The 24482-nt window shown below is 67.0% G+C and carries 18 protein-coding genes; 12 read left to right on the top strand and 6 right to left on the bottom strand.

Annotation, left to right across the window (positions count from 1 at the left end):
- Window positions 1-238 precede the first annotated feature (238 nt).
- Window positions 239-1918, top strand: a complete 1680-nt coding sequence (locus tag ABB55_RS23980; protein ID WP_210168261.1) for a methyl-accepting chemotaxis protein — start codon at window positions 239-241, stop codon at window positions 1916-1918.
- A 16-nt stretch (window positions 1919-1934) separates the two neighbouring features.
- Here the strand turns inward: ABB55_RS23980 and ABB55_RS23985 are convergent, their stop codons facing one another.
- Window positions 1935-3842 (bottom strand): ABC-F family ATP-binding cassette domain-containing protein, encoded by a 1908-nt coding sequence (locus ABB55_RS23985; protein WP_054361068.1) that lies wholly within the window; start codon window positions 3840-3842, stop codon window positions 1935-1937.
- Window positions 3843-4057: 215 nt separating this feature from the next.
- On the opposite strand from ABB55_RS23985, the gene ABB55_RS23990 reads away from it, so the two are divergent.
- The gene (locus ABB55_RS23990; protein ID WP_160321309.1) at window positions 4058-4546 is read left to right on the top strand and encodes an RICIN domain-containing protein; all 489 of its coding nucleotides are present in this window, start codon (window positions 4058-4060) and stop codon (window positions 4544-4546) included.
- Between the two features lie 115 nt (window positions 4547-4661).
- Here the strand turns inward: ABB55_RS23990 and ABB55_RS23995 are convergent, their stop codons facing one another.
- The gene (locus ABB55_RS23995; protein ID WP_054361070.1) at window positions 4662-5504 is read right to left on the bottom strand and encodes a hypothetical protein; all 843 of its coding nucleotides are present in this window, start codon (window positions 5502-5504) and stop codon (window positions 4662-4664) included.
- Between the two features lie 164 nt (window positions 5505-5668).
- Between ABB55_RS23995 and ABB55_RS24000 the strand changes: the two genes are divergently transcribed.
- The 6 genes from ABB55_RS24000 to ABB55_RS24025 all read left to right on the top strand — a co-directional run bounded on the left by ABB55_RS24000 (window position 5669) and on the right by ABB55_RS24025 (window position 13589).
- A complete protein-coding gene (locus ABB55_RS24000; protein WP_054361071.1) occupies window positions 5669-6496 on the top strand; it encodes a cyclase family protein in 828 nt (275 codons plus the stop codon).
- A gap of 648 nt (window positions 6497-7144) precedes the next feature.
- Window positions 7145-7537 carry a hypothetical protein gene (locus tag ABB55_RS24005; RefSeq protein WP_054361072.1) on the top strand — a complete coding sequence of 131 codons (393 nt, stop codon included), beginning with the start codon at window positions 7145-7147 and terminating at the stop codon, window positions 7535-7537.
- 275 nt (window positions 7538-7812) lie between these two features.
- A complete protein-coding gene (locus ABB55_RS24010; RefSeq protein WP_054361073.1) occupies window positions 7813-8490 on the top strand; it encodes a glutathione S-transferase family protein in 678 nt (225 codons plus the stop codon).
- 150 nt (window positions 8491-8640) lie between these two features.
- The gene (gene galE, locus ABB55_RS24015; protein WP_054361074.1) at window positions 8641-9633 is read left to right on the top strand and encodes a UDP-glucose 4-epimerase GalE; all 993 of its coding nucleotides are present in this window, start codon (window positions 8641-8643) and stop codon (window positions 9631-9633) included.
- Window positions 9634-10241: 608 nt separating this feature from the next.
- Window positions 10242-11456, top strand: a complete 1215-nt coding sequence (locus tag ABB55_RS24020) for a porin (protein WP_054361075.1) — start codon at window positions 10242-10244, stop codon at window positions 11454-11456.
- A 912-nt stretch (window positions 11457-12368) separates the two neighbouring features.
- A complete protein-coding gene (locus tag ABB55_RS24025) occupies window positions 12369-13589 on the top strand; it encodes a porin (RefSeq protein WP_054361076.1) in 1221 nt (406 codons plus the stop codon).
- Window positions 13590-13963: 374 nt separating this feature from the next.
- Here the strand turns inward: ABB55_RS24025 and ABB55_RS24030 are convergent, their stop codons facing one another.
- Window positions 13964-14926 carry an alpha/beta fold hydrolase gene (locus ABB55_RS24030; RefSeq protein ID WP_054361077.1) on the bottom strand — a complete coding sequence of 321 codons (963 nt, stop codon included), beginning with the start codon at window positions 14924-14926 and terminating at the stop codon, window positions 13964-13966.
- 250 nt (window positions 14927-15176) lie between these two features.
- On the bottom strand, window positions 15177-17198 hold the full coding sequence (locus tag ABB55_RS24035) for a lytic transglycosylase domain-containing protein (RefSeq protein WP_054361078.1): 2022 nt from the start codon (window positions 17196-17198) through the stop codon (window positions 15177-15179).
- Window positions 17199-17509: 311 nt separating this feature from the next.
- Between ABB55_RS24035 and dapA the strand changes: the two genes are divergently transcribed.
- Together dapA and smpB are read left to right on the top strand one after the other, a co-directional pair.
- Entirely contained in the window at window positions 17510-18388 is an 879-nt protein-coding gene (dapA, locus tag ABB55_RS24040) for a 4-hydroxy-tetrahydrodipicolinate synthase (RefSeq protein WP_054361079.1), read from the top strand.
- A 13-nt stretch (window positions 18389-18401) separates the two neighbouring features.
- On the top strand, window positions 18402-18875 hold the full coding sequence (smpB, locus tag ABB55_RS24045; protein ID WP_054361080.1) for an SsrA-binding protein SmpB: 474 nt from the start codon (window positions 18402-18404) through the stop codon (window positions 18873-18875).
- Between the two features lie 157 nt (window positions 18876-19032).
- Here the strand turns inward: smpB and ABB55_RS24050 are convergent, their stop codons facing one another.
- Window positions 19033-19686 (bottom strand): uracil-DNA glycosylase, encoded by a 654-nt coding sequence (locus tag ABB55_RS24050; RefSeq protein ID WP_054361081.1) that lies wholly within the window; start codon window positions 19684-19686, stop codon window positions 19033-19035.
- Between the two features lie 365 nt (window positions 19687-20051).
- Window positions 20052-20663 carry a LabA-like NYN domain-containing protein gene (locus tag ABB55_RS24055; RefSeq protein WP_054361082.1) on the bottom strand — a complete coding sequence of 204 codons (612 nt, stop codon included), beginning with the start codon at window positions 20661-20663 and terminating at the stop codon, window positions 20052-20054.
- A 515-nt stretch (window positions 20664-21178) separates the two neighbouring features.
- On the opposite strand from ABB55_RS24055, the gene rpoZ reads away from it, so the two are divergent.
- Window positions 21179-21559, top strand: coding sequence for a DNA-directed RNA polymerase subunit omega (gene rpoZ / locus ABB55_RS24060; RefSeq protein ID WP_054361083.1), 381 nt, complete (start codon window positions 21179-21181; stop codon window positions 21557-21559).
- Between the two features lie 682 nt (window positions 21560-22241).
- A complete protein-coding gene (locus tag ABB55_RS24065; RefSeq protein ID WP_054361084.1) occupies window positions 22242-24467 on the top strand; it encodes a RelA/SpoT family protein in 2226 nt (741 codons plus the stop codon).
- The last annotated feature ends 15 nt before the right edge of the window (window positions 24468-24482 follow it).

Consider the following 24482-nt stretch of genomic DNA (forward strand, 5'->3'; position numbering starts at 1 on the left):
GCATCGCTCGGCCGTATGACGGCGCCCGCAGGTCCCGGCGGTGCCGCGTCTTCGGCGGGTTGGGCTAGGGCTATGGGGGCCGGTCGCGCCTTCGGGGGGAGGCATCGTTGCGAATAGCGGGGCGGCGCGGTTGCGGAACGTCCAGATCATCATTTTGAAATATATCGATATGTTAAACTGATATTAATGAGTGAATCCAATTGTTGGTCATTACTTTTTGAATATGGAGGGTGGCAGCGTGGGCAGCACTCTTGGTAAAAAACTGACGATTTTGACCTGTCTGTTCATGTCGCTCTGTCTTGCCGCATCGACATTCGGCTATTGGCGCCTTTGGGAAAGTATCGACGACTTTTCCGATAGCGTGGCCGCCCGCCAATCCGAGGCCGCCCAAATCTTGATGGCGCAGGTCGAGTTCAAGACGCAAGTCCAGGAGTGGAAGAATACGCTCATTCGCGGTGCCGACCCCGTGGCGCTGAAGCGGCACTGGAGTGAATTTCTGGCCCGAGAGCAGTCCGTTCGAAAAAGCGTGAATGCGATTCTCGCAACCAGCAGCGATCCTCAGTCGCGCGACCTGATCAACAAGTTCGTGCTCGCCCATGAGCGCATGGGGGTGGCCTACAAGGAAGGCTTCGAGAAGTTCAAGTCCTCCGACTTCAACGTGCAGGTCGGCGACAAGGCTGTCGCCGGGATCGACCGCGCGCCGACGGAGCTTTTGACCGAGGCCTCCCAACGGATCCGGGGCATCGCCCAGGATCTCGGCGCCGAGGTGTCCGCCACGGCCCATCGCGATGTGACGCTGGCGATTTCGGCCATTGCGGTCATCACCATTCTGTCTCTGGTGACATCGGTTCTGGCCAGCCGGCGCCTCGTCACCGGTCCGATCGCCGAGCTCACCGCGGCGATCGGGGCGCTTGCCCGTGGCGATCTCGCGGTCCAGGCGGCCGGTTCGAACCGATCCGACGAAATCGGCAGTCTCGCGCGCTCCTTCGATCACTTGCGCAGCAGCCTCGCCGCGGCCCGCGAGGCCGAGATGCGTTTCACGCGCCAAAGGGAGGAGACGGCGGCCCAGCGCAGCACGGAGATGCGCCAGATGGCCGAACATTTCGAACGCGCGATCGGCGGCGTGGTGACCTCGGTATCGGGCAATGCCGATCGGATGCAGACCATGGCGACCTCGCTCAGTGCCATGGCCGAACAGACCTCCCGCCAGACATCGGCCGTTGCGGCCGCCTCCAATCAGGCTGCCGGCAACGTGCAAACGGTCGCCAGCGCCGCGGAGGAACTCGCCGTCTCGATCAAGGAAATCGGCCATCAGATGGACCGCTCGTCGCGCGTCGCGGCGGCCGCATCGAGCGATGCGAAAGCCGCCGATGCGACCATGAAGAGCCTCGCCGAGATGTCCGGCCGGATCGGCGCCGTCGTCAATCTGATCAACGACATCGCCAGCCAGACGAATCTTCTGGCCTTGAACGCCACCATCGAGGCCGCGCGGGCCGGAGAGGCCGGCCGCGGCTTCGCGGTCGTCGCCAGCGAGGTCAAGAGCCTCGCCAGCCAGACCGCCAAGGCGACCGACGAGATCGGCCAGCAGATCGACGCCGTGCAGGCCGCCGCCGGCGAGGCGGTTCACGCGATCAGCGGCATCGTCGACCGCATCGGCGAGATCAGCGCCATCGCGTCGGCCATTGCCGCCGCCGTCGAAGAGCAATCGGCGGCCACCAGCGAGATCGCCCGCAACGTCCAGGAGGCCGCGAAAGGAACCCAGGACGTCACGCGCAACATTGCGGGCGTCAGCGAATCCGCCCGGGGGACCGGCCTCGGCGCCCACGACGTGCTGGCCTCGGCGAACAGCCTGACCGCGGAGGCCGGCAATCTCGCCGCCGAGGTTTCCTCGTTCCTGTCGATGGTCCGGGCCGCCTGAGGCGGTCCCGCGATCCTCAGCCCTCGACCGCCGCCTTCTCGGCCGCCTCGTATTCGGCGGACATTATCAGCCAGGCCTCTTCGGTCTCGGCGATCGCCTTCTCGGTGTCGGCGCGCTGCTTGGAGAGGCGGGTGCCGCGGGCTGGGTCCTTGGTGAAGAGGGCCGGGTCGGCGAGGTCGCGGTCGAGTTTGGCGAGCTCGATTTGGAGCTTCTCGATCCGCTGTTCGGCCTCGCGGATCTTCTTGCGCAGCGGCGCCATCTGCTCGCGCAGGGTGGCGGCGATGCGGCGGCGGTCCTGGGCGGAGAGCTTCGGCGCCTCGGCGGCGCCGGCCTGGCCGTCCTGGCGCGCCTCGCGGCTGGCGCGGTCGAGGATGAACTTCTTGTAGTCGTCCATGTCGCCGTCGAAGGCCGAGACGGTGCCGTCGGCGACGATCAGCAGGCGGTCGACGGTCGCCTCGACCAGATGCCGGTCGTGGCTGATCAGGATGACGGCGCCGTCGTAGTCGGCGAGCGCCTGGACCAGCGCCTCGCGGCTGTCGATGTCGAGATGGTTGGTCGGCTCGTCGAGGATCATCAGGTTGGGGCCGGCGAAGGTCGCGAGCCCCATCAGCAGGCGCGCCTTCTCGCCGCCGGAGAGATCCTTGGCGGGCGTGTCCATGCGGCTGGTCGGCAGGCCCATCTGGGCGACGCGCGAGCGGATGCGCGCCTCCGGCTGGTCCTTCATCAGCGGCGCGACATGGTCGACCGGCGAGCCGTTCGGCATCAGGTCGTCGAGCTGGTGCTGGGCGAAGAAGGCGATGTCGAGCTTGGTCGCGCGCCGGATCTCGCCGCCCATCGGATCGAGCCGGCCGGCGATCAGCTTGGCGAGCGTCGACTTGCCGTTGCCGTTGGCGCCGAGCAGGCCGATCCGGTCGTCGTCGTCGATGCGCAGCGTCAGGTTCTTCAGGATCGGCCGGCCCGGCTCGTAGCCGACCGAGGCCTTGTCGAGGGCGATGATCGGCGGCGACAGCTTCACGGCCGGCGCCTGGAAGGTGAAGGGCATCACCTCGTCGGCGGCGAGCGCGGCGATCGGCTCCATCCGGGCGAGCGCCTTGACGCGGCTCTGCGCCTGGCGCGCCTTGGTCGCCTTGGCCTTGAAGCGGTCGATGAAGGCCTGCAGATGGGCGCGCTGGGCGTCCTGCTTCTCGCGCATCTTCTGCGTCAGGATCATCTTTTCCCGCCGCTGCCGCTCGAAGCTGTCATAGCCGCCGCGATAGGCGACGAGCTTGCCCTGGTCGAGATGCACGATCGTGTCGACCGCGACGTTGAGCAGGTCGCGGTCGTGGCTGATGATCAGCACGGTGTGCGGGTAGCGCGCCACATAGGTCTCGAGCCAGAGCGTGCCTTCGAGGTCGAGATAGTTGGTCGGCTCGTCGAGCAGCAGCAGGTCCGGCTCGGCGAACAGCACCGCGGCGAGCGCGACGCGCATGCGCCAGCCGCCGGAGAAGTCCGAGCAGGGGCGCCGCTGCGCCTCGTGGTCGAAGCCGAGGCCGGCCAGGATCGTGGCGGCGCGGGCTTCGGCCGAATGGGCGCGGATGTCGGCCAGCCTTGTGTGGATCTCGGCGATCCGGTGCGGGTCGGTGGCATGCTCGGCCTCGGCCATGAGCGCGGCCCGCTCGGTATCGGCGGCGAGCACGAAATCGATCAGCGTGATCGCGCTGCCGGGCGCCTCCTGGGCGACGCCGCCGATGCGCGCGGCGCGCGGCATGCCGATCGCGCCGGATTCGGCGGCGATGTCGCCGGTGATCAGCTTGAACAGGGTGGTCTTGCCGGTCCCGTTCTTGCCGACGAGCCCGACCTTGGCGCCGGTCGGCACCACGACGGAGGCCTTGTCCAGGAGCGTGCGCCCGGCGATCCGGTAGGTGAGTTCGGAGATGCTGATCATGCGGCAGGGCATAGCCGCGGAACGGCGCCCCGTCGAGACCGAAACGGCGGCGGGCCGCCGGAATGCGGTGTGGGATCGCCGGACCCGGACCCAGGTCGGGTAACGCGGCCGCCTGCCCGTGTTGACTTCGTGGCGGGCGTCGGGATCCCTGCGCCGGTCAACGGGGAACCATAATGTAGCGTCTCTTCGCCATCGCCGTCGCCGCCCTCCTGGTCGTGCCGGCCGCCGAGGCCCAGCAGCAGGGCCGGATGATCGTCAACACGCTCTCGGGCAAGTGCCTGGACGTTTCCGGCGCGCCCGGCGTCAATCGTGGCGCACCGCTGATTCTCTATGATTGCGAGCGCTCCGGATACAATCCGAACGGCACGCCGTCAGACCAGTTCTGGGTCTTTTCCGGCGGCTTCATCCGCAACGCTTTGTCGGGCAAGTGCATCGACGTGTCGGGTGCGCCGGGCGTGGTCAACGGGGCGCGGCTGCAGCTCTGGGACTGCGAAACCTCGGGCCGCAGTTCCAACGGAGCCCTGACCGATCAGCTCTGGGCCCTGCGTCCGGACGGCTTCATCGTCAACCAGAATTCCGGCAAGTGCATCGACGTGTCGGGCGCGCCGGGCGTCGGCAACGGCGCCCCGGTCCAGCTCTGGGACTGCGAGAATAGCGGCCGCAACCCGAACGGTTCGGTGACCGACCAGCGCTGGCGCTACTGAGCGGCGAAAGACCGGCGCGGACGGCCATCCGGCCGGACGACGTCGCGCGCGAAGGCGCCCGGCCGCAAACTGACCAGGTCGTGCCGCGGGCGGCTGCCGGCCTGCGCCTCACGGTTCAGCGGGGCGGGATCGTCACCGTCTCGCTGCCGTCGACGGCGATGTCGACGGTCCCGCTTGCCGAGCGCCCGTCGGTCCAGACGATGGTGAAGCGGTAGCGGCCCCAATGCGCGGCGGAAGCCTCGGCGTCGGCCTCCGTCCAGCGGTCGCAGCGCGCCGGATCGGTCGGATCGAGACCCTGGGCGCGGCACAGGCGTTCGGCGAAGTCGGCCAGCAACCGCACCTTGCCGCCGGGCGGCTCGGTGACGACGGATTTCGAGAAGCCCTCGTCGAAGCACTCCTCCGGCACGACGATCCGCATCGGCTTGCGCTTCATGCCGGCCCGCAGCCTGGCGAAGGCGGCGACGGCGGCCTTCTCGGTGTCGCGCTGGACTTTTCCATAGGCGATGTCGGCATCGGCCGCGTTCCGCAGCACGGCCTTGAGGGCGGCGAGGCGCTTCGCCTCTAGCCCGTCGAAAATCCGGTCGACCTCGGCCTTGGCATAGCCGAGCTTGACGATCTCGGCGCGCTCGACGACCGACATCAGGGCGAGATCGGTCAGAAGTCCGGCATGGTCGGCGTCCGGACCCACCGCGGCCGTGACGATCGGGCAGCCGAAATTCCACTCTGCGCTGCCGGTTCCGACCGCCTCTGGGGCGGCGAGGCGCTCGGCGACCTCCGGCATCCCGGCGACCAGCCGCTTGATCAGCCCATAGCCGGCGGCCGGATCGGCCAGGATCCCGGCGGTCGAAGTCGTGGGCGCCGGCCCGGCCGGGGCGGCCAGGGCGGTCAGGGCGGGCAGGGCGGGCAGCATCAGGCCACCGAGTGCGAGGCCGACGACGCGGCTGATGGGCCTTCTCACGCGTAATCCTCCCGTCGCTGCCGGTTCTCTCTTGCCTCGGCGCAGGGCCGCCGGCCGACAGCCGAGTGTTACTTAATAACGGGATGACGATCCACGGTTAAGGGCAATAGTCTCCGGGTGAACGGGCCGGACATGACAGGTCCGTCAGCGAGGGAGATGACCGAATGTGCGTACCCGGATGTGAGGAAGCGGTGCTGAAGCGCCTGTCCCGGCGCGGTCTCTTCAAGGGCTTCGGTGCGGTCACGGCGGCCGGCTTCGCGGCAACGGCGGTACCGGGCGTCGCGGCGGCCCAGGCGCCCGCGCGCAGCTTCTCCAAGGTGGTCGACCTGACCCATACGATGAGCCCGGACTTCCCGACCTTCTTCGGCGTGCCCGGCATCGAGATGCAGAAGCAGTTCGACTTCAAGAAGGACGGCTTCAATCTCTATTGGTGGCGTATCATCGAGCATGCCGGCACCCACATGGATGCCCCGATCCACTTCTCCGAGGCCGGCGCCACGATCGACAAGATCGCCGCCGACCAGCTGGTCGCGCCGCTGGCCGTGATCGACATCAGCGCCAAGGCGGCGGCGGATGTCGACGCCCTGGTCACCGTCGCCGATATCGAGGCCTGGGAGAAGGCGCACGGCAAGCTGCCGGACAATTGCGTGGTGGCGATGAATTCCGGCTGGGACAAGCATGTCACCACCCCGAAATTCATGGGCAAGGATGCCGGCGGGGTGCTGCATTTCCCCGGCTTCTCGGCCGAGGCGGCGGAATTCCTGATCAAGAACCGCACCGTGCGCGGCATGGCGGTCGATTCCGCCTCGCTCGATCACGGCCCGTCGAAGGACTTCAAGGTCCACTACATGTGGCTGCCGTCGGGCCGCTTCGGCCTGGAATGCGTCGCCAATCTCGGCGCCGTGCCGCCGGTCGGCGCGACCATCGTGGTCGGCCAGCCCAAGGTCAAGGACGCCACCGGCGGCCCGAGCCGCATCCTCGCCCTGGTCTGATACCGACGGTCATGGAATGATCGTCGGTATTCGATACGCGAATTTCTCATGCTTCTGACGCCTATGAGAAATTCGCGTTGCTTCAACGGCCCGATGCGTCAGCATCCTGGGCCGTTGGTATGAGGCAGAGAGGGGCGGCGGGTGGTCTCTGCGACCGGCGCCGCCCCGCACCCGTACATCGGCCATGTCCGCCGGGCGCGGTCCCGCCCGGGCGGCATCGACGCTACTGCGCCATGGCGGGCGCCCCGTGCCGGCGCGGCACGGACCCTGTTTCCGATCGTATCCAAGATTTTGGCCCCGATCCGCTCTTGGCGGCGCGGACGGGTCGCCTCGCGGCGCCCGCGATGTCCGTGTTTGGGTTCAAAGGGCGCCGATCCGGCCGGGTCCGGCCCGCCCGCGCATGTCCTGTGGACGGCGGTGGATGTTAGGAATTCGGTAACCTTGAGGGTCTTTGAAAGGCGGCGAGGAAAGTGCGGCCCAGCGGGTGCCCCGATCGAGCCCGATTGTCGCCCCATCGACCCGCCAACCTGAACCTCGGCAACGGGAATCGGCGTCTCCCCGACCGTCTGGCGGCCTGATCGGCTGCGGCACGGGTCGGCGAGGCTATGTGCGCCCGGTGTCGTTGCAAGCCGCCGGAAAGGACCGCCCATGTTTCGTCCCCTCGACACCCGCGTCGTGCTGCTTGGCATCATTGCGCTCGCCATAGCCACCTTCGATGCGCCGCGGGCCAGCGATCCGGGAACCCACGCCAAGGCGGTCGCCGGCGGCAAGGTGGCGGTGGAGACCGGTTGGGTCGCCGCGCAGACCTGTTGGACCTTCGACGGTGCGACCGAGGGCGCCCCGGCGGGTCTGGTCGAGCCGGACGCGACCCTTCCGGTGACCATGCGGGTCAAGCGCAGCGGCGACCTGTGCGGTCAGGCGCTGACGCCCGTGAAGGCGCGGTTCGAGGTCGCCGACCGGCCCGGCACGCATGCCGTGATGATCTATGTCGTCGCCGGCGAGAAGCTGATGGCGACCCAGCGGACGGCGATCCGGCGATGAAGGCGCCGCGTCCCCCGATCGCGCCCGCACCGGGCGGCGCCCGACGGCGGCCGGCCTCCCGTCGCATCGGCCTGTTCGGGCCGGGGACCATCCAGGCCGGCCTGGCGCGGGCCTGAGCCCCTCCGGGCCAGCTGGCAGCGATATCCGCCGGCTCGCGCCTCTGCCGGGACCGGTTGGCTGACCGGCGGACCGGCCGTCTGGCCAGCGACGGCCCGCCATGCCAGTCTCCGTCGCCGCGGTCGCGCCGATCGCGGCCAACACACCCGGATCCCCGCATGCTGCTCTATGATCTCGCCGGTGCCGACGATCGCCGCTTCAGTCCCTATTGCTGGCGCGTGAAAATGGCGCTGGCCCACAAGGGGCTGCCGTTCGAGACGGTGGCGACCGGGTTCACGCAGATCGCCGCGATCGGCGACGGCAGCCATCGCACCGTCCCGGTCCTGATCGACGGCGAACGGCAGATCCACGAGAGTTTCGTGATCGCCGAATATCTCGAAGACCTTTTCGCCGATCGGCCGAGCCTGTTCGGCGGAGCGGGCGGCCGGGCCGCGGCGCGGTTGATCGACGGCTATGCGACAAGCCTGCTCGTGCAGATCGGGCGCATGGTCACGCTCGACATCGAGGCCATCCTGCGGCCCGAGGACCGGGGCTATTTTCGGGCCACGCGCGAGAAGCGCTTCGGCAAGCCGCTCGAGGAGGTCGTCGCGGGGCGCGAGGACCGGCTGGCTGGGTTTCGCGAATCGTTGCTGCCGTTGCGCCTGATGCTGCGCCACCAGCCCTTCGTCGGCGGGGCGGGCGCCAACTACGCCGACCATATCCTGTTCGGCACCCTGCAATGGCCGCGCGTGGTGTCGTCCTTCCGTCTGATCGCCGAGGACGACCCGGTGGCCGCCTGGTTCGAGCGTTGCCTCGATCTCTATGACGGGCTCGGCCGGTCCCAGGCCGCGGCCTGACGTCTCCGATATCGGGCCGCGGCCGCGATCGGTCGAGACCCGCATGGCGGGCGCGGCGGGGCTCTTCACGGACGCGCAACCCTTCTCGCACATGCTCCGGCTGCGCCTCCGCGGGGGAGCGCGCGCCATGGACGAGACGCGGAGAGCGGAATGACGGTACTGGTCACCGGCGGCGCCGGCTATATCGGCAGCCACATGGTCTGGGAACTGGTCGACCGCGACGAGCCGGTCGTGGTCCTGGACCGACTCAGCACCGGCTTCCGCTGGGCAGTCGCCCCCGAGGCGATCTTCGTCGAGGGCGACATCGGCGACGAGGCGCTGCTCGACGACGTGATCGCGCGTCACGGCGTCGATGCGATCATCCATTTCGCCGGCTCGGTCGTGGTCCCGGATTCGGTCGCCGACCCGCTCGGCTACTATCTTAACAACACCGTCAAATCCCGCGCTCTGATCGCCGCCGCCGTGCGCAACGGCGTCCGTCATTTCGTCTTCTCCTCGACCTCGGCCGTCTATGGCGATCCGCCGACGATTCCCGTCGGCGAGGATGCGCCGCTGAAGCCGCTCTCGCCCTACGGCACCTCGAAGCTGATGACCGAACTGATGCTGGCCGACGTCGCGGCCGCTCACGACTTCCGCTATGCCGCCCTGCGCTACTTCAATGTCGCCGGTGCCGATCCCAAGGGCCGCACGGGCCAGTCGACCCGCGGCGCGACGCATCTGATCAAGGTGGCGGTGGAGACCGCGCTCGGCGACCGGCCGGAGATCCAGGTCTTCGGGACCGACTACGACACGCCCGACGGCACCGGCGTGCGCGACTATATCCATGTCGCCGATCTGATCGACGCGCATGTCCGCGCCCTCGATCATCTGCGCGCCGGCCGGCCGAGCCTCGTGGCCAATTGCGGCTACGAGCGCGGATTCTCGGTTCTGGAGGTGTTGAAGGCGGTGGAGCGCGTCGCCGGCCTGAGCCTGCCGGTCCGCTATGCGCCGCGGCGCCCCGGCGACAGCCCGAAGGTGGTGGCGCGGTCCGAGAGGGTCCGGCAGGTGCTCGGCTGGGCGCCGCGCTGGGACGATCTCGATACCATCGTCGGCCACGCTCTCGCCTGGGAGCGCAGCCGGCGCCTGCGCAACGACCTCCGCTAGAGCGGGGTCGGATCGGAAGGACCCTGAGGGCGCTCCGGATGCGGCCGCGTCCGCCGGGCGATTCCCATCCGGGCAGGGGGGCCATCGCCGATCGCCCGTCAACTGACCGGTATTGCAGACGATTCGAACGGCGGAGACGGGTTGCGCTCTCCGATTCTGCCCGCTCCAGGCCACTGCCGTCGGATGGGGCTGCCGGTGCATGGGATATCGTTCCGGCGGCCTCTCAACGGGTGAAGGGGCGCTCTCATGCGCGCCCAGGTTCCGGGCCGCTGCCGGACGGATTCGATCCGCCCTCTCCAAAACGGCTGAATCGTGGGCGTTTTTGAACTTGCTCGAATTACAATATGAAATGTTCGAAATATCTCGAAAAATGAATATTGAGCAATATCGCCGTTCTGTAAAATTCATCTATCAGAATAATTAGCGTGCTTTGGCTGCAACGTTTCAAGCGATAGCGGCCCGCCGACAGGTTTTGGGGGCTGATTAGACTTCAAATTCGAGCGCCGGTGCGTAATGTCGTGTCGATCGGTGACGCGAGGGTCCACGTGAACCTCCAATCGGGTCAGGATTGGTCACCGGCAGACACGAACCAACAGGGGGTTCACCACATGAAGTTCAAGCTCGCCACCATGGCTGCCGCCATGTTCGCCGCCACCGGTGCCGCCTCGGCGGCCGACCTGGGCCGTCCGGCCCCGGCCGCGGTCGACTACGTCAAGGTTTGCGACGCCTACGGCGCCGGCTTCTTCTACATCCCGGGCAGCCAGACCTGCCTCAAGATCGGCGGCTACGTCCGCGCCGAGTATCGCGCTTACGACTTCGACGACGGCTTCGCGGCTCTGTCGGGCGTCAATCGCGGCGTCAACAACAACCCGGCTTCGCATGACTTCACCACCCGCGTTCGCGCTCAGGTGACCCTCGACGCCCGCACCAACACCGAGTTCGGTCTGCTGCGTTCGTTCACCGAAGCCTGGTGGACCGTTGACTCGGGCTCGTCCTCCCCGACCGTCACCCTCTGGAACGCCTACATCCAGTTCGGTGGCCTGACCGCCGGTCGCGCCCAGTCGTTCTTCGACTTCTACACCGGCACGACCTATGGTTCGTTCTTCGAAGCCGCTCATTCGGACACGAAGGTCAACCTGCTCGCCTACACCTTCTCGTTCGGCAACGGCGTGTCCGCCAGCCTCTCGCTGGAAGACCCGACCGTCGGTTCGAACAGCCGTCGCCTCGGCTCCATGTTCGCCGCTCCGTTCACCGTCACGTCCGCTTACGGCGGCGTGAAGATGCTCGACGTGGTGGGCAACGTGCGCATCGCCCAGGCCTGGGGTTCTGCCCAGCTCATGGCCGCTGCTCATGAGGACGTGTCGAGCGTCACCAACACCACCAAGTGGGGCTATGCGGTCGGCGGCGGCGTGACCGTCAACTTGCCGATGATCGCCGCTGGCGACACCATCAACCTGCAGGCCGTCTACTCGAAGGGCGCGGTTGCCTATGCCGGCGCCGACCTCTCGATGGGCGCCCTGGACTTCGTCCAGACCGGTGGCAACAAGCTCGCTCAGAGCACCGCCTGGTCGGTCGCCGGCGGCGTCGTTCACTACTGGACCCCGAAGCTGTCCACCGCGGTCAACGGTTCGTACCTGAAGGTCGACACCGCGACCACGTCCTTCCTGGACTACAAGCAGATCGATGCTCAGATCAACACGGTCTACACGATCGTTCCGGGCATGACGATCGGCGGCGAACTCGAATACCGCAAGATCGACTTCACCAAGGGCGGCGACACCGACGCCTTGGTCGGCCTGCTCCGCTTCCAGCGGAACTTCTGATCCTTCCAAGGATCGGAATGTCCTCTGACGGATACGAGAACCCGGCGGGCAACCGCCGGGTTTTTGTCTTAAGTGTGAGGTCTGCTTGACGTGCTCCGGTGACCTCGATGCGCCGGCATGTCGCCATGTCGCGGCACGGCTCGCCGCGCGGAACGGAGACGGTCGCTTCCGCGACCTCGAACCGACGGTGCGGGACCGGGCGATCGCCGCCGTCGCGGCTCGTTCGGCTCGTTCGGCTCGTTCGGGCCGGCGGGGCCGGCGAGTTCGCTGTCGATCGCCCCGTCCGGCGCCACTTGCGGTTCGCGACGATTGGGCAACGGCGGATTCGGCATGCCGTGGGGTTTTTGGGGGGCTGTCCAACATCGCGATTGGGTCGGGACATGGGGCGACAGCGGATCGCCGATCCCAGTTGGCGGTTCCGAGTCGATTCGGACGCCCAACTCCGCATGCCCGCGTTGAACGCCTCGCCGAATGCGCTCTTGAGCTGTGTCGAGGCCGATCCGCAGCTTTTCGGGCTTCAGCCGGTCGCCAGGCGCCCTTCCTTCGGGGCGGCAAGCGGTTCAGGCCGTTGAGCAGGGAACGGATAGCTGCCGCGCCTGATGTCCAATCGAGAAAATGATAATTATGCAATGACTTATATGACAGACGCGGGATCCGGATCGTGTCGGAAGGGCCCACATGCCGCTTGAAGGCATAACATAGAGAAATTCAAATATATGATTTATTACTGTGTTTTTGCGGCTACTGACAATTCTGAATGCGTCTATGAGCCGGAATTCCAAGACATTGCATCTTCAAAATATCCGGCCGGTGCGTAATGTCGTGTCGATCGGTGACGCGAGGGTCCACGTGAACCTCCAATCGGGTCAGGATTGGTCACCGGCAGACACGAACCAACAGGGGGTTCACCACATGAAGTTCAAGCTCGCCACCATGGCTGCCGCCATGTTCGCCGCCACCGGTGCCGCCTCGGCGGCCGACCTGGGCCGTCCGGCTCCGGCCGCGGTCGACTACGTCAAGGTTTGCGACGCCTACGGCGCCGGCTTCTTCTACATCCCGGGCAGCCAGACCTGCCTCAAGATCGGCGGCTACGTCCGCGCCGAGTATCGCGCCTACGACTTCGACAACGCCTTCGCGGCTCTGTCGGGCGTCAACCGCGGCGTCAACAACCCGACCGCTCATGACTTCACCACCCGCGTTCGCGCTCAGGTGACCCTCGACGCCCGCACCAACACCGAGTTCGGTTTGCTGCGTTCGTTCACCGAAGCCTGGTGGACCGTCGACTCGGGCTCGTCCTCCCCGTCGGTCACCCTCTGGAACGCCTACATCCAGTTCGGTGGCCTGACCGCCGGTCGCGCCCAGTCGTTCTTCGACTTCTACACCGGCACGACCTATGGTTCGTTCTTCGAAGCCGCTCATTCGGACACGAAGGTCAACCTGCTCGCCTACACCTTCTCGTTCGGCAACGGCGTGTCCGCCAGCCTCTCGCTGGAAGACCCGACCACCGGCTCGAACAGCCGCCGCCTCGGCTCGATCTTCGCCGCTCCGTTCACCTTCTCGGCTGCCAACACCACCTACGGCGGCGTGAAGATGCTCGACGTGGTCGGCAACGTGCGCATCGCCCAGGCCTGGGGCTCCGCCCAGCTGATGGCTGCGGCCCACCAGAACGTCTCGTCGATCACCAACAACGAGAAGTGGGGCTATGCGGTCGGCGCTGGCGTGACCGTCAACCTGCCGATGCTCGCCGCCGGCGACACCGTCAACCTGCAGGCCGTCTACTCGAAGGGCGCCACCGCCTACGCCGGTGCTGACCTCTCGATGGGCGCCTGGGACTTCTTCCAGACCGGCCCGAGCAACTTCCGCCAGGGCACTGCCTGGTCGGTGGCTGGTGGCCTCGTCCACTACTGGACCCCGAAGCTGTCCACCGCCGTCAACGGTTCGTACCTGAACGTCGAGACGCCTGTGGCCAACTTCCTGGACTACAAGCAGATCGATGCTCAGATCAACACGGTCTACACGATCGTTCCGGGCATGACGATCGGCGGCGAACTCGAATACCGCAAGATCGACTTCAAGAACGGCGGCGACACCGACGCCCTCGTCGGTCTGCTCCGCTTCCAGCGGAACTTCTGATCCTTCCAAGGATCAGAATGTCCTCTGACGGACACGAGAACCCGGCGGGCAACCGCCGGGTTTTCTTGTTGTGCCCCTTGGATCGCCCGGAAAACGGATGTCACGACAGACGGATGCTCCTGCGGGCAGGCGGGTGCTCCCGCGGGCAGGGGCATCGCCGGACCCACCGGTTGCGGCAGCCGGTCCGAGACGAGAGCGTGCCAGCCGCCGATGCGGCAGGGTCGGGGCGTCCTGACATGCGGCGCCGGCACGGCTCCGCCGCCGTCACCGGCACCGATGATCCGTGTCGATGCCGAGGTCAGGGTCAGTGTCGGTGTCGGTGTCGGTGTCGGGATTGCTTCGGCGCAAGCGATTGACTCGAAAAATGAATCCGGTCAGTCGGGCAAGCCGTCGAGAAAGGCCGCGATGGCGTCGAGCGTCGGCGCATCCTCCAGAAGCGGGGCGTGGCCTTGGCGCGGGACGGTCACGGTCACCATTCCGGGGTGTCGCGCGGCCATGTCGGTGACGGTCGCGGCCGACAGAATATTCGACAATTCGCCCCGGATGGTCATGACCGGCTTGCCGGCCAGACCGGCGAAGGGGCCGCCGAGATCGATCGGCGGCATGTCCGGCGTCAGGGCGTCCAGGCTGCGCGCGACGGCCGGATCGTAGTCGATGACCGGGCGCCCGCCGCGATCGCGCCAGATGCGGCGGGCAAATCGCTCCCAGGCCGCCGCATCAAGGTCCGGAAAGGCAAGCCCGACCGCGGCTTTCGTCGCCTGGACGGCGGCCGGCCAGTCGGCAGGGCCGTTGGAACCGGCACCGGCAAGATAGTTCCGGATCCGGATCAGGCCGTCGATCTCGATGCTTGCGCCGATGTCGTTCAGGATTGCCGCCGCCACACGCTCGGGCCGCAAGACGGACACCACCATGGTGACGATGCCGCCGCGCGACGTGCCCAGGAAAGCGGCCCGGTCGATTCCGAGACGGTCCAGCCCGGCGATCACGTCGGCGGCCTCGGTCATCGGATCGTATCCGGACCCGTCCGGCGAAGCCTCGGAGGCACCGCGTCCGCGCAAGTCCAGCGAGACGACCCGCCGGGTTGCGGCGAACCGTGCCGCCACCGGCTCGAAATCGCGGCCGTTGCGCGTCAGGCCGGGCAGGCAGAGGAGGGGCGTGAGGGCCGGGTCGCCCGGACCGTGGTCGCGGCCGGCGAGGACCAGTCCGTCGGCACTGAAATAGCGGAAGGGTCGACAGGCGGTTCCGAGCGCATCCGTCCGCCGCGGGCCGTAGGCCACGCCCTCGGGGAGGGACGGTTCGGTCATGGCGCGGTCGAGGCCGGTCGGGCTGTCGGTCACGCTCAGGAACCCTCCGCCAACGATGCAAGCCGGCGGGACCCTCGGGGCGGGGCCTGATCCGGCCGGCGACATCAGCATCGGCGCTCGGCGTCCGCCGATCAAGTCCGGTCCGGCGTCTCGCCGGATGTAGCGTCGCGCCGAGGGCGTTCCCGGCGGGCCGGCTGCCGGACGGGTTTCGCCGGTCCTGCCTCAAACGGGCAAGACCGGGATCGCCGACTCTGTACTCGGGCCGGCGGCCGGCCCATGGCGGTCAGTTTCCGGTCGCCGCCGCGCCGATCGAGCCGGTGACGGTGGCGCCGCGCGCCCCGACGCCGCGGCGCAGATCGTCGGCGATCTGCAGCCGCTGGCCCTCCATGCGGAAGCGGTAGACCTGCAGATTCTCCAGGACGCGGTGCACGTAGTTGCGCGTCTCGGAGAAGGGGATGCGTTCCATCCAGTCGATCGGGTCGACCGCCGGATCGCGCGGATCGCCATAGGCCTGCACCCATTCGCGGATGCGGCCCGGGCCGGCATTGTAGCCGGCGATCGCCATGACGTAGTTGCCGTCGTAGTTCGAGACCAGATTGTTCACATAGGCCGCGCCGAGGCGAACGTTGTAGCGCACGTCGTTGCGCCACATGTTGGCATCGAAGCCGATGCCGAGCTTCTTGGCCGCCTCGCGGCCGGTCACCGGCATCACCTGGAAGATGCCGGTCGCGCCGGCGCTCGAGACGACCGACTGGTTGAACTCGCTCTCCTGCCGGGTGATCGAGAAGGCCAGCGCCTTCTCAAGCCCGCTGGTGTCGATGTCAGCCGGCAGACCCTTCAGCGGGAAGGCGAGCACCTCCATGTCGAGGCCGCGCTGTGCGGCGGCCTTGCCGGCCATGACCGCGTAGTTCACCCAGCCCTGACCCTCGGCGATGTTGATCAGAATCGCGACCTGGCCGGGGGTCGGCAGCGTGTCGGCCAGATGCCGGTAGAAGGCCGCGGCCAGATCCTTGCGGCCGACGCGCTGCAGCTTGATCAGAGCGGCGAAGCGGTCGTCGCGCTCGGCCGCCGCCTTGTCGGCGCCGCTCGGCACGATGGTGCGCTGCAGGCCGAGATCGGCCATGCCGAGCTTGGCGCGGGCCAGCTGACCATAGAAGGTGAAGCCGTATTGCGCCGCCTTGGCGTAGTAGTCGCGGGCGGTGCCACCGGCGCCGGCCTCCGAAGCGCGGCCGAGCCAGTAATAGGCGCGGGCCTGGGTGACCGGCTTCGACGAGGCTTCCGCGACGCGCGCGAAATAGCTCATCGCCGTGCGCGGCTCCTTCAGATAGCGCAGGGCGAGCCAGCCGGTGTGGAAATCCGCATCGGCCTGGACGGCCGGGCTCGAACCGGTATGCCCGGCGACGATCCGGTAGGCGGTCTTGGGGTCGCCGGCATCGAGGATCTTGCGCGAGACGATGCGCTTCTCCTCCCACCATTCGTCCGGCACGACCATCTGCTTGGGATCGCGCGGCGCGCGGAGCAGCAGTTCGGCGGCCTCCTGCCAGCGCTCGCTGCGCCGGGCCCATTGCGCGCGGCCGAACAGATAGGCGGTCTCGTTCTTGATCTCCGACGGGACCTGGTCGAGCAGCTTGCCGGCATTGCCGGCCTTGCGCTCCACGGCCAGGCGGGCGGCGGCGAGCTTCTGGTAGGCCGGATTCATGCGACGGGCGATGCGCACGGCATCGGAGCTGCGGCCCTTGAGCAGCGCGAGCTCCAGCCGGGCGCGGTGTTCGGACGCCGGCAGCAGGGAGCCGAACTCGGCCATGATCGCCGCCTCGTCCTGCTCCGACAGGGATTCGTCGCGCCAGGCGAGGCGGATCCAGGCGGCGGCATCCTGCGTGCGGCCCTTTTCGAGGAGCGCGCGCGCCAGCATCATCCGGCCGCGGTTGGAGTAGGGCCGGCTGCCCTGGAAGGCCTGGATGATGATGTCGGCCGGCGGCTTCTCGCGCTCCAGCGCCTGCTCGGCCCGGCGGCGGAACATCTCCGGGTCCGGCCAATGCGGGTTGGCCAGGGCGAACTGGGTGATCGACTGCGAGGAGATTTCCGGGGTGCCCAGGCGGATGATCAGCCAGTCGGCGATCTTGGCCTCGACGACGTCGAGCTGCGAGCGCATGCCGTTGACGCCGGACACGTCGCCGCGGCTCGCAAGCTCGATGGCGCGCGCAAGCTCCGCGTCTCCGGCATGGGACTGGCCGGTTGCGGCGAGAATGGCGATCGCGCTGGCAAAGGCCATGGCGGCGAGCCGGCGCCGAATCGGTCCGAGCATACTCTCAACTCCTACTGACAAACGTTCTGCACCCGGACGCCCTCCATCGATCGCCCCGGCCGGACTTGCCGACCTTGTCGGAGGAGGGTGAACAAAGGGTTGACCGCCTGCCGTTTCCTGAGACTCCCCCGCGCCATCCTCTCGGCTTGCCGACGCCTGCCGCAGCCACTATTGTCGCGGCCCGCGCCGGGTTCACCCGCAGCTTCGAGCCGGACTTCAGCCGTCTTGAAGACCCAATACGTCGAAAACACGACCGCGCCAACCATAACGCCAGCAGGATGCCGCTGTCCGGCGTCCGGAGGACCATCAGGATGTTCAAGGGATCGCTCCCCGCCCTCGTCACGCCCTTCCGCAACGGCGCGGTCGACGAGAAAGCCCTGGGCGATTTCGTCGAGTGGCAGATCCGCGAGGGCAGCCACGGCCTGGTGCCCTGCGGCACGACGGGCGAGAGCCCGACGCTGTCTCACGCTGAACACAAGCGCGTCGTCGAACTGGTCATCGAGGTCGCGGCCGGCCGCGTTCCGGTGATCGCCGGTGCCGGCTCGAACAATACCGCCGAGGCGATCGACCTCGCCCGGCACGCCGAAAAGGCCGGCGCCCAGGGGCTGCTCGTCGTGGCGCCCTATTACAACAAGCCGAGCCAGGAAGGCGTGTTCCAGCATTTCCGGGCCATCGACGCGGCGGTCGGCATCCCGATCATCGTCTACAACATCCCGCCGCGCAGCGTGATCGACATCTCGGTCGAGACGCTGGCGCGCATCAAGCGCGAGTGCAAGAACGTGGTCGGCGTCAAGGACGCCACCATGAACCTGAACCGGCCTTCGCTGGAGCGGATGACGATCGGGTCGGACTGGCTGATGCTGTCCGGCGAGGACGGCACCGCGCTCGGCTACATGGCGCATGGCGGCGCCGGCTGCATCTCGGTGACCGCCAATGTGGCGCCGAAGCTCTGTGCGGAGTTCCAGGAGGCCTGCATGCGCGGCGACTACCGCACGGCGCTGGCCTATCAGGACCGTTTGATGCCGCTGCATCGGGCGCTGTTCCTGGAGCCCAATCCGGCCGGACCGAAATTCGCCCTGTCGCGGCTCGGCCGCATGCAGAACGAATTGCGCCTGCCGCTCGTCGCCATGTCGGACGGTCCGCGGGCCGAGGTCGAGGCGGCCATGCGCCATGCGGGCATCCTGAACTGACGAGGAGCATACGATGTCCGCCGACAAGGGCGGCGATCGAAAGATCGCCGCCGAGAACCGGAAAGCCCGGTACTCCTATGAAATCCTGGACGTGTTCGAGGCCGGCATCGCCCTGACCGGCACCGAGGTCAAGTCCCTGCGCGGCGGCAAGTCGAACATCACCGATGCCTATGCGGCCGCCAAGGGCGGCAGCCTGCAGCTCTACAATGCCTATATTCCGGAATACCTGCAGGCGAACCGGTTCAACCATGAGACCCGGCGGCCGCGCCAGCTGCTGATGCACCGGCGCGAGATCGGCAAGCTCGCCGCGGCGGTCGAGCGCGAAGGCATGACGCTGGTGCCGCTCGAGATCTATTTCAACGAAAAGGGTCGCGCCAAGGTCAAGCTGGCCATCGGCCGCGGCAAGAAGGCGCATGACAAGCGCGAATCCGAGAAGGAACGCGACTGGAAGCGCGAACAGGGGCGCCTGCTCAAGCAGCGCGACTGACGACGATGCGCAGACCGCCGCCGCGGCCAAGGCCGGCGGCGGTGCAGGGCACTGAGATCCACGCAAGACCGGTCCGGCTTCGGACGGGCGCGGCAGTTGGCGGGTCCGGCGTCAGACCAAATCCGGTGATCCGGGCGGCTGCGCCCTGTCTCTTCGGCTAGGACCGTGACCCGAGATGGTCCGCCACCGACGAGAACACCGCCCGGAACATCTCGGGCGTCAGCACGCCGGTATTCGTGTTGTAGCGCGAGCAATGGTAGCTGTCGAAAAGGGTGATGCCCGTCGGCAGGACGTGACGCGCGCCGTGGCCGAAGGCGAGCCGGGCGGCGGGCAGGCCGAAGGCCCGCGTGACGCTGTCATGGGCGATCTTGCCGAGCGCCACCACGGCATCGAGTTTCGGCAGATGGGCGATCGCCGCCTTGAGGTAGGGGCGGCAGTTGCCGATCTCCTGCGGGGTCGGCTTGTTTTCCGGCGGCACGCAGCGCACGGCATTGACGATGGCGGTGCCGACCAGCGTGAGACCGTCGTCCGGCCGGGCCTGATAGCGGCCGCGCGCGAAGCCGAAGGCGATCAGGGTCTCGTAGAGGAGGTCGCCGGCGAAATCGCCGGTGAACGGCCGGCCGGTGCGGTTCGCACCGCGCAGTCCGGGCGCGAGGCCGACCACGAGCAGGCGAGCATCTGAACCGCCGAAGACCGGGACCGGCCCGTTGAACCAATCCGGTTCGCGCTGGCCCCAGTCGGCCCGAAAGCCGGCCAGGCGCGGGCAGACCGGGCAGTCGTGCGGCGGATCGAGGGATTGTGCTTCGGGCATGGCGTTTCGGCGATGGCGTTTCGAACGGACCGCGTCCGGCCTGCGCGGGACGAGCGATCCCGGGATCCCGCGACCGCCGATTGGGGCGAAGATCGACTGGGATGAAGATCGACCGGGACCAAGACCGGCTGCGGCGACGGCCGGCGAGTCAGCACGGGGAGGCTTCCCGAACGGGCCCGGAGGATCGCTCGCCGAAGGCCCGGGTGGCAAAAGCCGTGTGGCGAAAGCCGTTGCCGGCCCGGAGCGACGGCCGGAACGGCAAAGCGCGAGGGCAGGGCGGGTGTCCTGCCGGCGATCCGTCCACGATGGGGCCGCCCGCGACGGCATGGCCCGGTGCGCGTCTTGCGGCGCGCGCCGGGATCGGATCAGACGTCGTCGAAATCGTCTTCGAATTCCGGCGTCTGCTGACGACGCTGGGCCTCGCGCTCGGCCATGCGCGCAGCGCGCTCCGCCGGGTCGCGGCCGATGCGGCCCTGCAGGGTCCCCAGTTCGACGAAATGGTCGGCCTGGCGGCGCAGGTCGTCGGCGATCATCGGCGGCTGCGTCTGCAGCGTCGAGACCACCGAAACCTTCTTGCCCTTGCGCTGCAGCGCTTCGACCAGACGCCGGAAGTCGCCGTCGCCGGAGAACAGGATGATGTGGTCGACGGCGTCGGAGATCTCCATGGCGTCGACGGCCAGTTCGATATCCATGTTCGCCTTGATTTTCCGGCGGCCCGAGGAATCGTAAAATTCCTTGGTCGGCTTGGTCACGACCTTGTAGCCGTTGTAATCCAGCCAGTCGATCAGCGGGCGAATGGAGGAGTATTCTTGATCTTCGATGAGTGCGGTGTAATAATAGGCGCGAAGAAGGTAGCCGCGTCCATGGAATTCCTGAAGAAGTCGCTTGTAGTCGATATCGAAACCGAGCGACTTCGATGTTGCATACAAATTGGCACCGTCGATAAACAGTGCGATCTTTTCTCGCATGTCAGCCATACTGTCTGCTTCTTTTCTGAATTCTGATTCAGGGGACCCAGCGACGGCTTCTGAAACATGCCAAACGATGGGTTTTTATGTCCCGCTCATAAGGCGCGGGCGCACTATGACGCCGCAATGGCATAGCCGATCAAAATTTACAACAAAAATTCGAAAATACCGAGGTTTTCGGGAACATTTGTTAGCCCAACCGTGGTCCCTTGCAGGTGTTCCGTGAACGGTATGCCATGAATTGTAAACTGGAAACGTTTCCGTCGCGGTATTGCTCGTGGCTTGGTTGCGCAATCGTCGGCAATCTGGTGTTCCTTCTATTCGTCTGACGTGCACCTGACTTCAGTCCGATCGGGCAATTGACCGCGCCGAGGTGAACCGCATGACGATTCAAGGGACATTCTGACGGGGGCGGCCGCAAAGCCCTGTCCGGCGGCGTCGGCCAAGGCGCCGATCCCAGGAAATGGTTGCTTTCCGGCCGCCGTTCCCCTATTTGTCCGCTCGATTCCCTTGGAGTATGAATTATGGCGCGTGTCACCGTCGAGGACTGCATCGACAAGGTGGAGAACCGGTTCGAGCTCGTCCTTCTGGCCAGCCATCGGGCCCGGACGATCTCCTCCGGCTCGCCGATCACGATCGATCGCGACAACGACAAGAACCCGGTCGTCGCCCTGCGCGAGATCGCGGAAGAGAAGGTCAGCCCGGAGGATCTGAAGGAGGAGTTCATCCACTCCCTTCAGAAGTTCGTCGAGGTCGACGAGCCGGAACCCGAAGCCGTGCCGCTCATCGCGTCGGCCTCGTCGGGCGACGACGATGCCGAGCCGCAGTTCGACCGGATGTCGGAAGAAGAACTGCTGCGCGGCCTCGAAGGCCTCGTTCCCCCGGACAAGGAGGAGGAGGACTGATCGTCCTGCCTCCACCGTCATGCGGAATGCCCGGGCCGGTCGCAAGACCGGCCCTTTTCGTTCTCATCCGGTCGCGAGACCGGCCCTTTTCGTTTTCATCCGGTCGCGAGACCGGCCCTTTCGTTTTCATCCGGTCGCAAGACCGGTCCTTTCGTTTTCGTCCGGTCGCAAGACCGGCCCTTTCGTTTCGATCCGGTCGCGAGACCGGCCCATTTCGGTGCCGTCCGGTCGCCCTGGGGAACGTCCGCTGCCGCCGCTGCGACGCTGCGCGCAACAGACGCGCGAAATCGATGGAGGAATTGGGTTTTCCGCCGCAATTCCTATGGCATGATGGTCCATCGGCCGCTTCGGTCCGATCTCACCACGAACCTCCCGTCGCCGGTCCGCCCGCGCCAGCAACGGGCCGGGAACTTCCGGATTGGGCCGCAAGGCCTGTTGGTCCGGCTCCGACATCTGCGTCCTGTGCCGGTGTCCGGGGCTTGCCACGTCATCAGGGGATTGGTGGTTCAGATTGACGAAACGGATGGGGTCTATCCGTTTTGATCGAACCGCCGGTGCTGGTTCCCTCGCCGGGTCCCCGGTCACGCGGGGGCATGGTGCCGAATGACGAAGAGAAGAACGGGCCAGGCGCGCCTTCAGGAATGGCGCGACGAACCGGCAGCTTGAGCGGATCTGAAACGCGATGATGCGGCAATACGAACTGGTCGAGCGGGTCAAGCGCTACAATCCGAATGCGGACGAGGCGCTGCTCGACAAGGCCTATGTCTATGGAATGATGAAGCATGGGGCGCAGAAGCGCGCGTCCGGCGACCCCTACTTCTCGCATCCGCTCGAAGTCGCCGCCATCCTGACCGACCTGCGCTTCGACGACGCCTCGATCGCGGTCGCCCTGCTGCACGACACGATCGAGGACACCGATGCGACGCGCTCGGAGATCGACGCCCTGTTCGGCGAGGAGATCGGCAGCCTCGTCGAGAGCCTGACCAAGCTCAAGAAGCTCGATTTCGTCTCGAAGAAGACCGAGCAGGCCGAGAATTTCCGCCGCCTGCTGCTCGCCGTCGCCGACGATGTCCGCGTGCTGATCGTCAAGCTCGCCGACCGGCTGCACAACATGCGCACGCTGCATTTCGTGCCCGAGGCGAAGCGCTTCCGCATCTCCGAAGAGACGATGGAGATCTACGCGCCGCTGGCCGGGCGGCTCGGCATGCAGGGCATGCGCGAGGAGCTGGAAGATCTCGCCTTTCGCTACATGAACCCGGAGGCCTACAAGACCATCCAGGCCCGTCTGGAGGCGCTCAGCGAACGCAACCGCGACCTCGCCTCGGTCATCGAGCAGGCGCTGACCGAAAAGCTCGGCGCCTCGGCGATCGTCGCCAAGGTCAAGGGGCGGATGAAGCGGCCCTATTCGATCTTCGTGAAGATGCAGCGCAAGGGTGTTTCCTTCGAGCAGCTTTCCGACGTCTACGGCTTTCGCGTGCTCGTGCCGAGCCTGGACGAATGCTACCACACGCTCGGCATCGTGCATTCGACCTGGCCGATGGTGCCGGGTCGTTTCAAGGATTACGTCTCGACGCCGAAGCAGAACGACTATCGCTCGATCCACACCACCGTGGTCGGGCCGGGCCGCCAGCGCGTCGAGCTGCAGATCCGCACCGAGGAGATGCACCGGATCGCCGAATACGGCATCGCCGCCCATGCGCTCTACAAGGATGGCGACCGCATCTCCGGCGGGCGCAACATCGCCCGGCTGACCGAGGCGTCCGGCGCCTATGCGTGGTTGCGCGATACGATCGAGCGGCTGAACGACCCGAACCTGAACCCGGAGGAATTCCTCGAGAACACCAAGCTCGAGCTGTTCCACGACCAGGTCTTCTGCTTCACCCCGAAGGGCAAGATCATCGCCCTGCCGCGCGGCGCGACGCCGATCGACTTCGCCTATGCGGTCCACACCGATGTCGGCAACACCTGCGTCGGCGCCAAGGTCAACGGCCGCATCATGCCGCTGATGACCGAGCTCTCGAATGGCGACGAGGTCGACATCATCCGCTCCAAGGCGCAGGTGCCGCCGCCGGCCTGGGAGCAGATCGCCGTCACCGGCAAGGCCCGGGCGGCGATCCGGCGCGCCACCCGCGAGGCGGTGCGCAAGCAGTTCGGCGGGCTCGGCCGCCAGATCCTGGCGCGTAGCTTCGACCGCGCCGGGCGAACCTTCGCGGAGACGGCGCTGGAGCCGGTCATTCACCGGCTCGGCCATTCCTCGATCCAGGACATCATCGCGGCGGTCGGGCGCGGCGAACTGACCTCCGAGGCGGTGCTGAAGGCGGTCTATCCCGACTATCAGGACGAGCGCGCCAGCTCCAATCCGAAAGCCGGCGCCGGCGAGGGCTGGTTCGGCGTCGGTGCCGGCGGCAAGATGAAGTTCCGCGTGCCGGGCGCGGCCTCGGCGCCGGATGCGGAACGCTCGATCCCGATCCGCGGCCTCGCCGGCGACCTGCCGGTGATCTTCGCCCCCAATGGCGGCGCGGTGCCGGGCGACCGCATCGTCGGCATCCTGACGCCCGGCCAGGGCATCACCATCTATCCGATCCAGTCGCCGGACCTGAAGGAATTCGACGACCAGCCCGATCGCTGGCTCGACGTGCGCTGGGACATCGACCCCAACGATCCGGTCCGCTTCCCGGCCCGCATCGCGCTGACCTCGCTCAACGAACCCGGCTCGCTCGCCCAGATCGCCCAGGTCATCGCCGACAACGACGGCAACATCGACAACATCAAGATGATCCGCAAGGGCGCGGATTTCCACGAGATCCTGATCGACCTGGAAGTCTGGGACCTGAAGCACCTGACCCGCATCACCAATCAGCTCCGCTCCAAGCCGATCATCTCGAGCGTGGAGCGGGTGAACGGGTGAGGGAAGGATGGCCGT

Source organism: Prosthecodimorpha hirschii, from assembly GCF_001305515.1.
Lineage (GTDB): Bacteria > Pseudomonadota > Alphaproteobacteria > Rhizobiales > Ancalomicrobiaceae > Prosthecodimorpha > Prosthecodimorpha hirschii.

Coding starts and splice junctions, on each gene's coding strand:
- galE (WP_054361074.1), top strand. CDS start 8,641: ATGACGGTACTGGTCACCGGCGGCGCCGGCTATATCGGCAGCCACATG.
- ABB55_RS23985 (WP_054361068.1), bottom strand. CDS start 3,842: ATGATCAGCATCTCCGAACTCACCTACCGGATCGCCGGGCGCACGCTC.
- ABB55_RS24000 (WP_054361071.1), top strand. CDS start 5,669: ATGTGCGTACCCGGATGTGAGGAAGCGGTGCTGAAGCGCCTGTCCCGG.
- dapA (WP_054361079.1), top strand. CDS start 17,510: ATGTTCAAGGGATCGCTCCCCGCCCTCGTCACGCCCTTCCGCAACGGC.
- ABB55_RS24055 (WP_054361082.1), bottom strand. CDS start 20,663: ATGGCTGACATGCGAGAAAAGATCGCACTGTTTATCGACGGTGCCAAT.
- ABB55_RS24050 (WP_054361081.1), bottom strand. CDS start 19,686: ATGCCCGAAGCACAATCCCTCGATCCGCCGCACGACTGCCCGGTCTGC.
- ABB55_RS24035 (WP_054361078.1), bottom strand. CDS start 17,198: ATGCTCGGACCGATTCGGCGCCGGCTCGCCGCCATGGCCTTTGCCAGC.
- smpB (WP_054361080.1), top strand. CDS start 18,402: ATGTCCGCCGACAAGGGCGGCGATCGAAAGATCGCCGCCGAGAACCGG.
- rpoZ (WP_054361083.1), top strand. CDS start 21,179: ATGGCGCGTGTCACCGTCGAGGACTGCATCGACAAGGTGGAGAACCGG.
- ABB55_RS24065 (WP_054361084.1), top strand. CDS start 22,242: ATGATGCGGCAATACGAACTGGTCGAGCGGGTCAAGCGCTACAATCCG.
- ABB55_RS24020 (WP_054361075.1), top strand. CDS start 10,242: ATGAAGTTCAAGCTCGCCACCATGGCTGCCGCCATGTTCGCCGCCACC.
- ABB55_RS24005 (WP_054361072.1), top strand. CDS start 7,145: ATGTTTCGTCCCCTCGACACCCGCGTCGTGCTGCTTGGCATCATTGCG.
- ABB55_RS24025 (WP_054361076.1), top strand. CDS start 12,369: ATGAAGTTCAAGCTCGCCACCATGGCTGCCGCCATGTTCGCCGCCACC.
- ABB55_RS24010 (WP_054361073.1), top strand. CDS start 7,813: ATGCTGCTCTATGATCTCGCCGGTGCCGACGATCGCCGCTTCAGTCCC.